The following is a 15,080-nucleotide window of genomic DNA, read 5'->3' on the forward strand; positions in this document are numbered from 1 at the left end:
CCTGTGTTCAGGCCGCGGCCTAGCAGATTCCTGCTTTTTTCATGCGTTTTGCAGTGCTAGGGGTATTGCCCACCTAGTCCATCCGAAAAATCTATGTTAGCAGCCTCCAAACTACTGTTTGATTGACGTTTGAAGGGCCTTCAAGGTACTGAAAGATATAAAAAAAGCGGCCTGATAGCCGCTTTTTTCATGGGTCTGATTTACTTGTCCGACCACAGGACACCGGCTGTCGCCCAGTCCTCGCGTTTGACGTCGGTAAAGATCACATCGACGGCATCCGGGGTACAGCCAAGCACGCGACAGGCTTCTTTGGTCAGGGCCTGGGCGAGTTCACGCTTGATTTCCACGGGACGGCCGTCGAATAGTTGTACGTTAATAGAAGGCATAAAAGCTCCGTAGGGGTGGAAAGGGTCTTAGCGGCAAAAATCCGGCTCGCTCTGATAGAGCTTGCGCAGCAAGGCCGGCCATTCTAACAAGCCCTCCGGCTCGTCCTCCGGCAAAAGCTGGCGATGTGTCAAATCCAGCACATCCTTCGGGGGCAGGTGCAATTCCGGGCTGGCAGCCATGGCAGAGAGCTGAATGCGACAGGCGCGCTCCAGGGCATCCATCAGAACATAGGCCTCGGCAACGGTACGTCCACAGGTCAGGGCACCGTGGTTGCGCAAGAGCAGGGCCGGATAGGAGCCTAATTGCTTGAGCAGGGCTTCTTGTTCCTGGGGCGGGAAGGCCAGACCGGCATAGTCGTGATAGCCAATATCCTGCCAGAAGCGCATGGCGTGTTGCGACAGGGGCAGCAATCCACAGGACAGGGCCGAGACCGCAATCGAGGCATCAGTATGTAAGTGGATGACACAGTGCGCATCCGCGCGGGCGCGGTGAACGGCACCGTGAATGGCAAAACCGCTGGGGTTGGCATGGCGGCCTGTGCCGTCCACGACCTGGCCCTGGGTATCAATCAACAGCAGATTGGACGCGCAGATTTCATCAAAGCGCAAACCAAAGGGATTGATCAGGAAAATGTCGTCGTGGCCGGGCAGGCGCAGGGAAATGTGGGTGTAGATGATATCGTCCCAGCCCTGACGGGCCGCCAGCCGGTAGGCGGCGGCCAGATTGACGCGGGCGCGCCAGTGCTCGGGATCAATATCCGCCGGACGATGGGCGTAAATGGCCTCTATGTCCGGCGTGATGGGACAGGACTGGCTCACGCTGCGGTGGTTTCCAGTTCAGCGATGATGGCTTTTTCTTCCAGCTGGATCACGTCGCAGTTGTCGCCAGGACCTTTGCGGTCAATCACGATGAAGTCGGCCACTTGGTTCAGCGCCATCAGGGGGTGGTGCCACACGCCGGTTGCGTAGTTCACGCCCTGGTCGCCACGAGCCAGGAACAGGCGCAGATCGCTTGCCTTGGGAGTTGGGCCAGCGGGAGCCACAATCACCAGATAGGGTTGGCCGGACTGGGGAATGAAGGCCTGGCTACCTTTGGGGTGGCGTTCCATCATTTCCACGGTAAAGGGCAGGGTGCGCGGCTGGCCACGGAAAATGGACACAATCGCGTGACCGTCTGGGCCCGGCTCGATCTTGGCCAGGTCGTGGTAACGCTCGGTATTGCCTTCATTGATGGTGAAGTGCTGAACTGTGTCGGAGGCCTCGATGACATCACCAAAAGGGGTGAAGGCTTCGGCTGTCAGGGTTTCCAACTTCAATGTGATTGTCATGGCAGAGGTCCTTAATAAGGCAGACCCGCGTGGGGCTGAAAGCAGCCGCGCCACGAAGGGTCAGAGGAAACAAAGGGTAGCGTGCCCGCAGGCTGGCGCTACCCCGTGAACTGGATGGGTCAATCAGACCCGGCAGGCAGCAAGATCAGCCCAGCAGCGCATCCAGACGGAAACGGGCAATCTTGCCGATTTCGGTCAGACAAGCTTGAAACTCGGTTTCAGCGCTGTTGTTCAGACGGGCTTCTACTGTATCCATGATTTGGTAACGGCTCAAACCCTTGACGGCAATCACGAAGGGAAAACCGAAGCGCTCACGGTATTGGGCGTTCAGGCTACGCAGACGGGCCAGCTCTTCGGCCGAGCACTGGTCCAGGCCGGCGCCGCGTTGTTCGCCTGTCGATGCGGTAGTCAGTGTCCCTTGCTCGGCTTCTTTACCAGCCAGCTCGGGGTGAGCACAGATCAGGTTCTTCTGTTCGTCGTGCGATGCCTCTTTGACCACTTGCACCATGCAGGCGTGCAGCTGATCCACGCTTTCAAACGGACGCTGGTTCCAGCTACGTTCAGGGACCCAGGGGGAGTGTTCAAAAATACCTTCGAGCTTGTCCACGAATTGGCTCTGATCCAGGCTGGAGAGTTCAGTTAGCGCCTGTGAGGTGGTAAGGGTTTGAGTAGTCATGTGTCAGTCCGATTATCTAAGCGTAAATAGTGCGAGCCGAGGCGGCTCCAGGACCAGGCCTGGGGGCCGTTTTATCAAGGTAGTGGGTGGGCGTTTACACGGTCTGTTTGATTTATTCAAACCCTTATAAACCACCGCCTGTGGGCTATGATTTTCTTATATGGGACCAGTTTAAGTTTTCTGTTTATAAATAAAATAGAATTAGGCGTATAAATGATATATGCCATCTCGTATTGTGCATGTATGTCATTATCATGCTGGAAAAAAGCGTAAGAAGGAGAGAATAAGATGGCCGCCCGACGTGGGGATAACCCGCTTGATACCTATCTATTGAGGGTATTTTGCTTACTCGTTACCGAGCGCAGCGTCTCGCGTACCGCGTTCAAAATGAACCAGTCGCAGCCTGCTATCAGTGCGGCCTTACGACGCTTGCGTGACATTATTGGCGATCCCTTGCTGGTCCGGGAGAAGGGCGGCATGGTGCCCACCGAGCGCGCCATTGGCCTGCTGGCCCACGCCAAGGGAGCCCTGGCCGAGATCGACTGTATGGTTAATGCGCCAGACAGTTTCGATCCTCAGGTAAGTCGCAGCGAGTTTCATATTGGAGCGCCGGACTATCTGGCGCCTGTCTTTATTGGCGGGGTGGTCGAGCGCATGCGCCGCGAGGCACCGGGTGCGCGTTTGAATCTGCATTCTCTGGATGCCAGTTTTGATTTTGAGCGCTCGCTGGCGGAAGGCGATCTGGACATGGTCATTGGTAACTGGCCCGAACCACCGGATCGCATGCACCTGTCCGTGCTGCTGGAAGATCAGATCGTCTGTCTGGTAGCGGCAACGCACCCCTTGGCCCGCAAGGGTTTGACCATGGACGATTACGTGCGGGCGCGCCATGTGGTGCCCATGCCGTATTCCATCAACCAGCGCGGTGTTATCGACACCACCCTGGCGACCTTGCGTATTCAGCGTGATGAAAGCGTGGCGGTGCAGTCCTTCTCGGCCGCACCGTATTTGCTACAGAATACAGACCTGATTTTTACAACCTCACGTCATTTTGCCGAGTTCTATTGCCGATTATTGCCTCTGGCGATTCTGGAGGCTCCACTGGAGTTTCCGCCCATGCGCTTTTATCAGCTCTGGCATGAGCGTAACCGGCATTCGCCCAGCCATCGCTGGTTACGGCGACTTCTGACCGAGTGCGGTAATCAGCTGGCCTCGACAGAACCGTTGCCGCAACCCGATTCCTGAGCGCCAAAGCCCTAAAATACTTGCTTTCGGGCTCGCGCTCGGGCAAATTAGCGAGCTACTCCTGCCTACACGAAAGCGATACGGGACTTGACGAAAATTGTTGCATTTAAAGCGACTGGTCACGGACACAAGCCGGAAGGCAGGTTGATAATGTGTAGTTCCTAACCTTGCAGGGTGTTTTGCGGTGTCTTTACCTCAGATGGGGGAGTCCCTAACCTGGTTGTATATCTGTGTCGTGGCTTTTATGGTCGGCGGGCTTATTGTGGCCTCCGAACGTTGGCATGGCCGTTTGACCGGGGATAGCGACCTTAGTAAACCCCAAGCGTCCCATTCTCGTCCTACCCCGCGTGTGGGTGGTCTGGCAGTGGTGGCAGGCAGTTTGGCGGGCTTGCTGGTCCTTGGACCCAGCAATATGACACTGACCTGGCTGTGGCCGGTCTTGTTTCTGGCGGCCATGCCGGTATTTGTGGCGGGCCTGGTCGAGGATATCACCAAGGACGTAGGCTCCCTGAAACGCTTGCTGGCCGCGTTCTTGTCGGCTGCGATTGCCTGGTGGTTGCTGGGCGGCGTATCGCGCGTTGGGGTGAGCTGGGCCGACTGGATTCTGGGTTTCTGGCCCATTTCGCTGCTTTTCACCATGATTGCAGTAGGCGGCTGCACCCATGCCCTGAATATTATTGACGGTATGAACGGCCTGGCCGGCATGATTGCCACCTTGATGGCGCTGTCGCTGGCTCTGGTGGCCTTGCAGGTGCAGGACATCCCGATTTTCCTGATTGCCGCCTCGCTGGCGTCGGCCACCCTGGGCTTTCTGGTGTGGAACTTTCCTTTCGGACGGGTCTTTCTGGGGGATGGTGGCGCGTACTTTCTGGGCTTCATGCTGGCCGAACTGGCTGTGCAACTGGTGGTACGCAACCCCAGTGTGTCGCCGTTTTACGCCTTGGCCGTGCTGTTTTACCCTGTTTTTGAAACCATGTTTTCGATCTGGCGTCGCCGCTTCAAACGTGGTGTGCCTGTGGATCAGCCGGACGCGCTGCACCTGCATCAACTGGTGTTCCGTCGTCTGGTGCGTTCCACGTTCAGTCGTGACAGTGGTGGGGCCTTGCCCGCGTTTTGTAATGCCATGACGTCTCCATACCTGTGGGTGCTGGCCTTGATCGGTTTGGTGCCAGCTACTATCTGGTGGGACAATACCTGGGCATTGTGTGCCAGCATGCTGGCCTTCTCACTGGTTTATATCTGGCTCTATTCCCGTCTGGTTTCGTGGCGTCGCCCCTCCTGGTTGCTGCTGCCCTCGGTACGGCGGCGGATAGACCGGGACTGATACTGTCAGGCGTTCAAGATTATTCCTTGCGCATAGCGCTAACTGGAGAATGAAGTTGCAACTTGAGAATGTGAAACTGGCCGTAGTCGGCTTGGGATATGTCGGTTTGCCTTTGGCTGTAGAGTTTGGCAAAAAGCGTTCCGTTATTGGTTTTGACATTAACGCGCGTCGTGTCGCCGAACTCAAGGAAGGGGTGGACCGTACCTTGGAGGTCGAGAGCGAAGAACTGGCCCAAGCCAGTGGTCTGAGCTACTCCTGCGAGGCGGATGAACTGGCTCAGGCCAATGTGTTCATCGTGACCGTGCCCACGCCTATTGATGAATTCAAGCAGCCTGATCTGACTCCTTTGGTCCGTGCTTCCGAGACCATTGGTAAAGTGCTCAAACGCGGCGATATCGTGATTTACGAATCCACGGTCTACCCCGGCGCTACCGAAGAAGTGTGTGTGCCTGTGCTGGAACAAGTGTCGGGCCTGCGCTTTAACGAAGATTTCTACGCCGGTTATAGCCCGGAGCGTATCAATCCGGGCGATAAGGAACACCGTGTTTCCACCATCAAGAAAGTGACTTCCGGCTCGACCCCAGAGGTTGCTGATCTGGTCGACGCCTTGTACCGCGAGATCATTGTGGTGGGCACCTTCAAGGCCAGCTCCATTCGCGTGGCCGAAGCTGCCAAGGTGATCGAGAACACTCAGCGTGATGTGAACATCGCCCTGATCAACGAATTGGCTCTGATCTTCAACCGTCTGGGCATCGATACCCTGGACGTGCTGGAAGCTGCAGGCACCAAGTGGAACTTCCTGCCTTTCCGTCCCGGTCTGGTTGGCGGTCACTGCATTGGCGTGGACCCCTACTACCTGACGCACAAGGCGCAAGCCATTGGCTACCACCCCGAGATCATTCTGGCCGGCCGTCGTCTGAACGACTCCATGGGTGGTTATGTGGCTTCCCAGCTGGTTAAAGCCATGACCAAGCGCCGCATCCAGGTGCAAGGTTCGCGCGTTCTCTTGCTGGGTCTGGCCTTTAAAGAAAACTGTCCTGACCTGCGTAACACCCGCATTGTCGATATCGTGCATGAACTCAAGCAATACGATGTGCACGTAGACGTGTACGACCCTTGGGTTGACCCTGCAGAGGCACAACATGAATATGGTATTACTCCCGTCGAAGCGCCCAAAGCGGGCGAATACGACGGTGTGATCGTGGCTGTGGCCCACAAACAGTTCAAGGATCTGGGTGTGGAGGGCGTGCGCCGATGGGGCAAGCCCGAGCATGTGCTCTACGACTTGAAGTATGTGTTTGATCGCGAACAGTCCGATCTGCGCCTTTAATTTTGGAAAGCATTATGAGCTCTGCATTTGAACAGGCGAGCCAACAACTGCGTAATCAGCCTAAAACCTGGCTGGTTACGGGTTGTGCTGGCTTTATCGGTTCCAATCTTCTGGAAGCCTTGCTGAATCTGGATCAGCAGGTGGTGGGTCTGGATAACTTTGCAACCGGCCATCAATACAATCTGGATGAAGTGCGCGATCAGGTTGGTGCTGAGCGCTGGGCCCGTTTCCGCTTTATTGAAGGCGATATCCGTAATCTGGATACCTGTCGCGAAGCCGTTAAAGGCGTGGACTATGTGCTGCACCAGGCCGCGTTGGGTTCGGTGCCCCGTTCCTTGAACGATCCGCTGACCTCCAACGAAGTGAATGTGAACGGTGCCCTGAACATGATGGTGGCAGCGCGTGACGAACAGGTTAAAGCCTTTGTCTATGCGGCCTCCAGCTCCACGTATGGCGATCACCCCGGCTTGCCCAAGGTGGAAGATACGATTGGTCGCCCCTTGTCTCCTTACGCGGTCACCAAGTTCGTGAACGAGCTGTATGCGGACGTGTTTGCCCGTGCCTATAGTTTCTCCAGCGTGGGCCTGCGTTACTTCAACGTATTCGGTAAACGTCAGGACCCCAATGGTGCGTACGCCGCCGTGATCCCTAAATGGGTATCGGCCATGATCCAGAATCAGGATGTGCAAATCAACGGGGATGGCCAAACCAGCCGCGATTTCTGCTTTATCGACAACGTTATTCAAATGAATATCCTGGCCGCCGTGCAGCAAAAACCTGCTGTGGCCGAGGTCTATAACGTTGCCGTCAATGCCCGTACCAGCCTGAACGAGCTGTTCGAGCACTTGAAGCAGGCCTTGAGCACAAATGGTGTGAACTACACCAAGCAGCCCATCTATGCGGATTTCCGCGCTGGCGATGTGCTGCATTCTCAAGCCGATATCACCAAAGCTCGCACGCAATTGGGTTACGAGCCGACTCACACGATTTTGCAGGGCCTGAACACCGCCATGCCCTGGTACGTGGCGTTTCTGAGTTGATTTGGGCCGGCCTGAAAGCACGTCTGTCTAGTCTGCATGACGACCACCGTCGCATCGCTCTTGGGGCGATGCGGGTGGCGTTTTTTCTATTGCTGGGCAAGGCAGCGGGCGCTTTCAAAGAAATGGCGGTGGCTTATCGCTACGGTGTGAGCGATGTAGTCGATGCTTATCAGTTCACGATGGTCATGGCCAACTGGCTGCCAGTGACTATCGTTGGCTCCATGTCAGTTGTGCTGATTCCCGTTCTGGTGCGTTTGCATCGCCTGGAACCGGCTGCGCGCAGTCGTTTTTTGGGTGAACTGAAAGCCTGGTGCATTGTGCTCGGCTGCGTGCTGGGCGCATTGATCTGGATTAGCTGGCCCTGGGTGCTGCAATGGACCGGACAAGGTTTAAGTCCGGCCGTCCATGAAATGAGCCGGGAGCTGCTGTTTGCCTTTGCGCCTGCAGCGGTTCTGACGCTGATGATTGGCTTGAGTGCCGCTCGCCTGCGAGCCCATGAGCGTCACATCAATACTTTGCTGGAAAGTGTTCCGGCCTTTGTCATCCTGATCTGGGTGCTGGCCGCAGGCGGGAATGCAGGCATTGGCCCTTTGCTGTGGGGCACTTTGCTGGGCATGACGATCCAGGCCGTATGGCTGATGATTCTGGCTTCGCGGGCCGATCAGATCTGGGCTCGTCCCACGATCAGCTTGCGTGCCGAGCAGTGGCCGGATTTGCTCAAGGCCGCCACCATCATGCTGGTGGGGCAGGTTGCCATGAGCTTTGTCGGCCCTATTGACCAATATACGGCAGCCAATCTGGGCGCCAATGCCAACGCAACCTTGGGTTATGCCACTCGCTTGCTGGCTCTGGTGCTGGGAGTCGGTGCTGCTTCTGTCGGCCGGGCCGCCTTGCCTGTGCTGGCGGATATTCAAAGCCGAGGCGACAACGCCCGTGCTCGCTCCATGGCCCTGAAGTGGTCGGTCATGATGTTGGCGGCCGGAGCGGTCGCGGCGGCGATTGGTGTCCTGCTGGCACCTTGGGGTGTGGAGCTGCTGTTTGAGCGAGGTGCCTTCACCGCGCAGGATACGGCCACCGTTGCTCAGGTGTTTAGCTGGGGCCTGGTGCAACTGCCTTTTTATTTTGGGGTGCTGATTCTGGTGCAGCTACTGGCCAGTCAGAACCGTTATAAATCAATGGCAATTATTGCCGTGATCAATTTTTTGGTGAAAGCGGCCCTGAACCCGATCCTGGCGGCGCGCATGGGTCCGTCGGGCATCATGCTGGCAACCAGCCTGATGTACGCGGCCTCTTTCACTTGTTACTTCATCTTGGCCTTGAAGCCAGCCAGTGCCTTTGCGCCTGGTTCGCAGGAATAGGAAAACGTGCACAGTCATTCGGTAGTTCGCCCTCATATCATGCTGCTTATCCACTCTTTGGGTGGGGGCGGGGCAGAACGTGTCGCAGTCGATCTCAGCGCAGCCTGGGTGGCGCGTGGTTATCGAGTGTCCCTGGTGACTCAGGCAGGCCGTGAAAAAGACGCTTATACCGTGGCAGACGGTGTAGAGCGCCACGTATTGGGAACGGCAGGCAGCAGCCGGGGCCGTCTGGACGCCTTGTGGAAGAACTGGCGACGCGTCAGCCGCTTGCGCTCCTTGATACGCAAGACCAAGCCCGATGTTGTGTTGGGCATGATGACGACGTCCTCGGTGCTGGCTATTTCTGCCGCCAAAGGCTTGCCCTGCAAGGTGATTGCTACCGAGCATACGCATCCTCCCTCTCAGTCCTTGTCCTCCTTCTGGCAGAAAGCCCGTTTGCGCACCTACCCGCAAGCGCATGCCGTGATCGCGCTGACTGCTGGTACCGCTGACTGGTTGCGCGAGCATGTGCCTGGCAGTCAGGTACAGGTGATTCCCAATGCCGTGCGCTGGCCTATGGACCGCGCCGAGCCCGTTGTGCCGGTGCCCGAGCTGCCAGAAGGCCGCAAACGCTTGCTGGCCGTGGGACGATTGCACCCGGTCAAGGGTTTTGACACCCTGATCGAATCCTTTGCCATGCTGTCCAACTATTTCCCCGACTGGGATCTGGTGATTCTGGGCGAGGGCGAGCAGCGCGCTCCGCTGGAAGCACGCATTGAAGAACTGGAACTGCAAGAGCGTATCCAGCTTCCTGGCCGCGTCGGCAATATGGCGGACTGGTACGAACAGTCTGATTTGTATGTACTCAGCTCCCGCATGGAAGGTTTGTCCAACAGCCTGCTGGAAGCCATGGCCAGCGGTCTGACCGCCGTTGCCTTCGATTGCGATACCGGCCCGCGCGAGATCATCCGCGCCAATATTGACGGTGTGTTGGTACGCCCGATCGAAGACGTGGAAGCGCTGGCCGCTCATTTGTCCGACCTGATGTCCAACGATGACAAGCGCCAGCGATTGGCGCGTCGCGCCACGGATGTGCGCGATCGTTTTTCCTCGGCCCGAGTTCTGGCGCTATGGCAGCAAGTGTTGGAACAGTGCTTGCGTCGGCCTTAAAATGGCGCTTTGCTTAGTGCCAGCAGGCCCAAGCTACCCGGTCGATGAGCCCACGGAGGCCCAGTGAATATTCTGTTTTTCGTCAGCTCCCTGAACGCAGGCGGTGCCGAGCGCGTCGCCTCTACCCTGGCCAATGCCTGGGGTTTGCGGGGCGATCAGGTCACCCTGGTGCCTACCTATAGTGGAGGAGGCAGCGCCTTTTACCCTATCGACTCCAAGGTGGAACTGGTGTGGCTGGCCCATCGCATGCGCGGTAGCTGGCTGCCCAAACCGTTGGCCAAGCTGCGTGCCATGCGCAAGCTGGTGCGTGAAAAACAGCCTGATGTCATCGTGTCTTTTCTGACCAATGTGAATATCAATGTCTTGCTGGGGCTGGGCGGCATGGGCGTCCCTATTGTGGTGGGCGAACGTACCAACCCAGCCTTTAGCAGCAGTGCAGGCAAGCTCTTGCAAAGCCTGCGCCGCCGTCTGTATCCCAAGGCGCAGGTAGTGACTGTGCAGACCCGAGCCAGCGTGGCAGCGTTTCAGGCCATGGTGCCGGGCATGAAACAGGTCATGGTTGTTCCCAACCCCTTGCCGCAGGCCTTGAATGCCGTGCAGCGCGAGGTGCGAGTGGAAGAAAACCGTCACTGCACCCTGATGGCCATGGGGCGTCTGGTGCCTTCCAAGCGCTTTGATGTCCTGATCCGCGTGTTTGCTGGCCTGGCTGCCGAGCATCCGGAATGGAAACTGAAAATCTGGGGCGATGGCCCGCAGCGTGCCCAATTGGTGCAGCTGATTGCCATGTCGGGTGCGGCCGATCGTATCGAGCTGGCTGGTAAAACCGCCCAGCCCTGGCAGGAAATGGCGCGTTCCCATGCTTTTGTCATGACCTCGGAAGTGGAAGGTTTTCCGAACGTGCTGCTGGAAGCCATGGCCATGGGCCTGCCCGCCGTGACGGTTGATTGCCCCAGCGGCCCGCGCGAGATCAGCGCCGATGGCAAGGATGCCTTGCTGGTTCCGGTAGGGGATGAAGGTGCCTTGACCGCCGCCCTGGCCGAGCTGATGGGGGATGGTGTGTTTCGGGGTGTCTTGGGACGTCGTGCTGCTGCTGCGGTGCGTCAGCGTTATGAACTAGAGCAGGTTTTGCTTAACTGGGACCAGGTCTTTCAGGCCGCCCGTGGCGGTATAGAAGAGGGAGCCAAAGCATGAGTGCATTGCAGCCAAGGTCGTTGAATCAGGAAACAGACGCCGTGGATGACAAGCTGGAGAAAACAACGCAGCCTTTGCGTGTCGTACATATTATTGCGGGGCTGGGGCAGGGTGGCGCAGAAACAGTCTTGTTCCGTTTGGTGACGGCACCCGGTCAAGATACCGAACATATTGTGATTTCTTTGGGCGAGGAAGATGTGTTTGGGCCGCAATTGCGGGCCGCAGACATTCCTTTGTACTGCCTGCACATGCACTCGCCGCTGGGGTTTCTGAAGGGCTTGCGATCGCTGACACGCGTGCTGCGCGACGTACAGCCCGATGTGGTGCAAACCTGGATGTATCACTCCGATCTGATCGGTGGCGCCGCTGCGCGACTGGTTGGCATTCCGGCGGTGTCCTGGGGTATCCGTAACTCGGGCGCGAATTTGTATCAAGGCAGCCCGAAAGCTCGTATGGTGGCCTGGCTGTGTGCCCGCCTGTCGCGCTTTATTCCCAATCTGATTGTGTCCTGCGCCGAAAACGCGGCCCGACGTCATAAGCAGTGGGGCTATCGTGCCGACATCATGAAAGTGATTCCCAATGGCTACGATTTAAGCCGTTGGCACCCCGATCAGCAGGCGCGTGAGGAAGTGCGCCAAGAATTGGGCCTGTCACTGGATACGCCGGTTATTGGTAGTGTGGCCCGCTGGAATCCGCTGAAAGATCATCCCAATCTGCTGGCCGCCTTGGCCCGCAGCTTGCACCGTCATCCTGGTTTGCGTTGCCTCTTGATTGGCGACGGCATGGACAGCAATAACGAAACCCTGATGCGTTTGCTGGATCAGCATCAGTTGCGTGAGAGCGTCATCCTGATGGGACGGCGCAGCGATGTCCCTCGCCTGATGAATGCGCTGGACGTGCATGTGCTGTCCAGCTCGGCGGAAGGCTTCCCCAACGTGGTGTGTGAAGCAATGGCCGCCGGGGTGTCCAATGTGGTCACCGACGTGGGCGATGCAGCCTTGATCGTAGGCAATGAGGGCTGGATTGTGCCCCCCAGCAATGCCGAAGCCTTGGCAGGCGCGATCAGTAGCGCGGTTGATGAGCTGGGTGCACCTTCCTGGCAGGCTCGTCATGAGCATGCCCGTGAACGGGTTGCCCGCCTGTTCTCCCTGGAGGGCATGGTCAAGAATTACACGCAGGCCTGGAAGACCTTGACGGCGCAGTACCCGCCCAAACGCAAGCGCAGCCGTCAGGCCTTGAGCGCCTTGACGGACGATGCCAGCAAGAAAACGCGCATGCTGATGTTCGTGGTCAATAACCCCGCTTTTTTCCTGTCGCACCGCTTGCCTTTGGCGCAGGCGGCCCAGCGTGAGGGCTATGACGTGCATGTGGCCACCATGGATGGCCCTGCGGTTGCCGAGATCGAGCGTCATGGCCTGCATCACCATGCTTTGCCCATGACTCGCAGCGGGACCAATCCCTTGCAGGAGCTGCAAACCATCTGGGCTTTGTGGCGTCTGTTTCGCCGGGAGCGCCCCGAGCTGGTGCACGCGGTTACCATCAAGCCTGTTTTGTACGGTGGAATTGCGGCGCGCATGGCCGGTGTGCCGGGTTTTCTGGCTGCTGTATCTGGCCTGGGCTATGTGTTTACCAAGCGCGACAAGTCATTTGATCCCGTACGCTGGGTTGCCCTGCAGCTTTATCGCATTGCCTTGGGACATCCTAATAGCCGTGTGATTTTCCAGAACAGCAATGACCGTGATGTCTTGCTGGAGGACCGCGTTGTCAAACGCGATCAGTGCATTCTGATTCGTGGTTCAGGCGTAGACCTGAACGAGTTTCAAGCCTTGCCAGAGCCTGAAGGCCCGCCCGTCGCCTTGATGGTGTCGCGTCTGTTGGTGGACAAGGGCGTGCGCGAGTTTGTGGAAGCTGCCCGTATCAGTGCCGCTCAAGGCAGCTCGGTGAAATGGGTATTGGCTGGCAGTCCTGATCCCGGTAATCCTGCCAGCATCAGCGAGCAGGAGTGGCAGAGCTGGCAAAAGCAGGGCGTGGTGGAGTGCCTGGGCGAGCGTCGTGATATTGCTCAGCTTTATGCCCAATCGCATATTGCCGTGCTGCCGTCTTACCGTGAAGGCTTGCCTAAATCCTTGGTGGAAGCTGCAGCTTGCGGGCGAGCGGTGGTGACGACTGATGTACCCGGTTGCCGTGATGCTATCGAACCTGGCGTGACGGGTGTGCTGGTGCCAGTGCGTAATGCACAGGCCTTGGCAGCGGCGGTGATGGAATTGGGTGAGGATACGGCCAAGCGACAAGCCATGGGGGCGGAAAGCCGACGTTTGGCTGAAGAGGCCTTTGATATAGGCCGCATCAGCGAGGCTCATCTGGATTTGTATCAGTATTTGAGTCGTTAAGACTTGAACTGCCTTGGTCCTGGGCCAAGGCATAAAAAAACGGGCTGAACTGTTTGCTGTGACTTTGGGTTGAATCCAAGGTTTCAGAGACAGTTCAGCTCCTTTTTTTTACCGCCGAGCTACCCCAAGGCTCGGTGCCCCCGGTAAAAAGTGTCCCCTTTAGGGCAGCAAGCCCAAGGCGCAGCGCGGGGGCATTTCTTATACTGCGCTAGAGACTAGAGATCAGCGAGCAGGGATCTGGGTATTAGCGAATTTCCGCCGTATTAGAAAGGCAACGCAGCATCAGGCTTTAAAGCCAGCAGTGCCGCACGGAATTCACCCTGAATCCGATCCAGTGCCTCTTGGGATTGGGCCTCAAAACGCAGCACAATCACAGGCGTGGTGTTGGAGGCACGAGCCAGACCGAAGCCATCCGGGTACTCGGCACGTACACCATCAATCGTGTTGAGCTGATTGGAGCTGGGGAAACGGCCCTCTTTTTGCAATCGGGCAATCAAGGCATGCGGCTCGCCTTCGGCCAGAGGCAGTTTCAGTTCCGGTGTGGACAGGTCTTGCGGCAAGGCTTCCAGTACTGCCGTAGGGTTGTCACCGCGCGAAAGAATCGCCAGCAGACGTGCGCCGGTGTACAGACCGTCGTCGAAGCCGTACCAGCCTTCCTTGAAGAACACGTGGCCGCTCATCTCGCCTGCCAGGGGAGCACCGGTCTCGGCCAGTTTGGCCTTGATCAGCGAATGGCCGGTTTGCCACATCAAGGGCTCACCCCCCGCCTTGGCAATTTCCAGAGCAACGTGGCGGCTGCATTTCACGTCAAAAATAATCGTGGAGCCGGGCTCGCGCTGCAAGATATCGCGGGCGTACAGAATCAGTTGGCGATCTGGCCAGATGATCTGACCAGAGCGAGTCACCACACCCAGGCGGTCGGCATCGCCGTCGAAGGCCAGACCCACTTCGCAGTCCGTGTTTTGAACATGGGCGATCAGATCTTGCAGATTGTGCGGTTCGGCCGGATCAGGGTGGTGGTTGGGGAAGCTGCCATCTACATCCTCAAACAGCATATCCACTTCGCAACCCAGGGCCTTGAACAGGCGGGCGGCAACAATACCGCCAACCCCATTGCCACAGTCCAGGGCGATTTTCATGGGGCGGGCCAGTTTGACGCGCTCGGCAATGGTGCTGACGTAGTCATCCAGCAAGTCTTTCTTTCGGCCTGTACCCGCTTGTGCCGCAGGCTGAGCACCGCTCTGCATGCGCTTCATCAGATCCTGAATGTCCTGGCCGTGCAAGGTCTTGCCAGCCATCATCATCTTGAAACCGTTGTAGTTGGACGGGTTATGGCTGCCTGTAATGGCCACACCCGAGCCGGTTTCCAGCACATTGGCTGCAAAATAAACGACGGGAGTAGGAACCATGCCCAGATCGACCGTGTTGATTCCGCCCGCCTGAATCCCTTTTTGCAGGGCACGCGACAGGGCTGGACTGCTGTGGCGGCCGTCGTAACCCACTACCAGGGTTTGCACACTTTGTTCACGGGCCAAGGCCGCCAGGGCCAGACCTAATTGGTAAGCGAAGTCGGGGTTCAGCTGTTCGGGAACGGTGCCCCGAATATCGTAGGCTTTGAATACAGCGGTCGGTAGAGCGAGAATTTGGGTCACTGTCGCGTCCT

General features: G+C 57.6%; 13 protein-coding genes and 1 pseudogene. 9 read left to right on the forward strand and 5 right to left on the reverse strand.

What is annotated here, in order from left to right; all coding sequences use genetic code 11:
• Positions 1 to 200 precede the first annotated feature (200 nt).
• The 4 genes from DUD43_RS02820 to uraD form a co-directional block, all read right to left on the reverse strand.
• Positions 201 to 386 (reverse strand): 4-oxalocrotonate tautomerase, encoded by a 186-nt coding sequence (locus DUD43_RS02820; RefSeq protein ID WP_153229067.1) that lies wholly within the window; start codon positions 384 to 386, stop codon positions 201 to 203.
• 27 nt (positions 387 to 413) lie between these two features.
• Positions 414 to 1,205, reverse strand: coding sequence for a class II aldolase/adducin family protein (locus DUD43_RS02825; protein ID WP_153229068.1), 792 nt, complete (start codon positions 1,203 to 1,205; stop codon positions 414 to 416).
• Positions 1,202 to 1,714 (reverse strand): ureidoglycolate lyase, encoded by a 513-nt coding sequence (locus DUD43_RS02830; protein WP_153229069.1) that lies wholly within the window; start codon positions 1,712 to 1,714, stop codon positions 1,202 to 1,204. The genes DUD43_RS02825 and DUD43_RS02830 overlap by 4 nt, the downstream gene beginning before the upstream one ends.
• Before the next feature lie 145 nt (positions 1,715 to 1,859).
• Positions 1,860 to 2,390: a 2-oxo-4-hydroxy-4-carboxy-5-ureidoimidazoline decarboxylase gene (gene uraD / locus DUD43_RS02835; RefSeq protein ID WP_153229070.1), complete on the reverse strand. Its 531-nt coding sequence runs from the start codon at positions 2,388 to 2,390 to the stop codon at positions 1,860 to 1,862.
• A gap of 288 nt (positions 2,391 to 2,678) precedes the next feature.
• Here uraD and DUD43_RS02840 point away from each other — a divergent pair, with 288 nt between their 5' ends.
• From DUD43_RS02840 to DUD43_RS19365, 9 genes and pseudogenes are all read left to right on the forward strand, one after another.
• Complete coding sequence (locus tag DUD43_RS02840; RefSeq protein WP_009461103.1) at positions 2,679 to 3,635, forward strand: LysR family transcriptional regulator; 957 nt, start codon at positions 2,679 to 2,681, stop codon at positions 3,633 to 3,635.
• A gap of 199 nt (positions 3,636 to 3,834) precedes the next feature.
• Complete coding sequence (locus DUD43_RS02845) at positions 3,835 to 4,959, forward strand: MraY family glycosyltransferase (protein WP_153229071.1); 1,125 nt, start codon at positions 3,835 to 3,837, stop codon at positions 4,957 to 4,959.
• A 49-nt stretch (positions 4,960 to 5,008) separates the two neighbouring features.
• Positions 5,009 to 6,289, forward strand: a complete 1,281-nt coding sequence (gene tviB, locus DUD43_RS02850) for a Vi polysaccharide biosynthesis UDP-N-acetylglucosamine C-6 dehydrogenase TviB (RefSeq protein WP_153229072.1) — start codon at positions 5,009 to 5,011, stop codon at positions 6,287 to 6,289.
• A 14-nt stretch (positions 6,290 to 6,303) separates the two neighbouring features.
• On the forward strand, positions 6,304 to 7,329 hold the full coding sequence (locus DUD43_RS02855) for an SDR family oxidoreductase (RefSeq protein ID WP_153229073.1): 1,026 nt from the start codon (positions 6,304 to 6,306) through the stop codon (positions 7,327 to 7,329).
• Entirely contained in the window at positions 7,326 to 8,687 is a 1,362-nt protein-coding gene (gene murJ, locus DUD43_RS02860; RefSeq protein WP_153229074.1) for a murein biosynthesis integral membrane protein MurJ, read from the forward strand. Before DUD43_RS02855 ends, murJ begins: the two co-directional genes overlap by 4 nt.
• A 39-nt stretch (positions 8,688 to 8,726) precedes the next feature.
• Complete coding sequence (locus tag DUD43_RS02865) at positions 8,727 to 9,836, forward strand: glycosyltransferase family 4 protein (protein WP_153231517.1); 1,110 nt, start codon at positions 8,727 to 8,729, stop codon at positions 9,834 to 9,836.
• Between the two features lie 63 nt (positions 9,837 to 9,899).
• Complete coding sequence (locus tag DUD43_RS02870; RefSeq protein WP_153229075.1) at positions 9,900 to 11,027, forward strand: glycosyltransferase family 4 protein; 1,128 nt, start codon at positions 9,900 to 9,902, stop codon at positions 11,025 to 11,027.
• Positions 11,024 to 12,094 (forward strand): annotated as a pseudogene (locus tag DUD43_RS19360) (glycosyltransferase family 4 protein); the annotation flags it as partial. The gene DUD43_RS02870 and the pseudogene DUD43_RS19360, both read left to right, overlap by 4 nt.
• Positions 12,095 to 12,301: 207 nt before the next feature.
• Positions 12,302 to 13,417: a glycosyltransferase family 4 protein gene (locus tag DUD43_RS19365; protein ID WP_322742798.1), complete on the forward strand. Its 1,116-nt coding sequence runs from the start codon at positions 12,302 to 12,304 to the stop codon at positions 13,415 to 13,417.
• A 263-nt stretch (positions 13,418 to 13,680) separates the two neighbouring features.
• Here DUD43_RS19365 and DUD43_RS02880 read toward each other — a convergent pair whose 3' ends face one another.
• Entirely contained in the window at positions 13,681 to 15,069 is a 1,389-nt protein-coding gene (locus DUD43_RS02880) for a phosphomannomutase/phosphoglucomutase (RefSeq protein ID WP_153229077.1), read from the reverse strand.
• Positions 15,070 to 15,080 lie beyond the last annotated feature (11 nt).

Source organism: Alcaligenes faecalis, from assembly GCF_009497775.1.
Lineage (GTDB): Bacteria > Pseudomonadota > Gammaproteobacteria > Burkholderiales > Burkholderiaceae_B > Alcaligenes > Alcaligenes faecalis_D.

What these genes read in the sequence shown, in the direction of transcription:
- DUD43_RS02820 (WP_153229067.1), bottom strand. Translation starts at nt 386, where the DNA reads ATGCCTTCTATTAACGTACAACTATTCGACGGCCGTCCCGTGGAAATC.
- DUD43_RS02830 (WP_153229069.1), bottom strand. Translation starts at nt 1,714, where the DNA reads ATGACAATCACATTGAAGTTGGAAACCCTGACAGCCGAAGCCTTCACC.
- uraD (WP_153229070.1), bottom strand. Translation starts at nt 2,390, where the DNA reads ATGACTACTCAAACCCTTACCACCTCACAGGCGCTAACTGAACTCTCC.
- DUD43_RS02840 (WP_009461103.1), top strand. Translation starts at nt 2,679, where the DNA reads ATGGCCGCCCGACGTGGGGATAACCCGCTTGATACCTATCTATTGAGG.
- DUD43_RS02845 (WP_153229071.1), top strand. Translation starts at nt 3,835, where the DNA reads ATGGGGGAGTCCCTAACCTGGTTGTATATCTGTGTCGTGGCTTTTATG.
- tviB (WP_153229072.1), top strand. Translation starts at nt 5,009, where the DNA reads ATGAAGTTGCAACTTGAGAATGTGAAACTGGCCGTAGTCGGCTTGGGA.
- DUD43_RS02855 (WP_153229073.1), top strand. Translation starts at nt 6,304, where the DNA reads ATGAGCTCTGCATTTGAACAGGCGAGCCAACAACTGCGTAATCAGCCT.
- DUD43_RS02865 (WP_153231517.1), top strand. Translation starts at nt 8,727, where the DNA reads ATGCTGCTTATCCACTCTTTGGGTGGGGGCGGGGCAGAACGTGTCGCA.
- DUD43_RS19365 (WP_322742798.1), top strand. Translation starts at nt 12,302, where the DNA reads ATGCTGATGTTCGTGGTCAATAACCCCGCTTTTTTCCTGTCGCACCGC.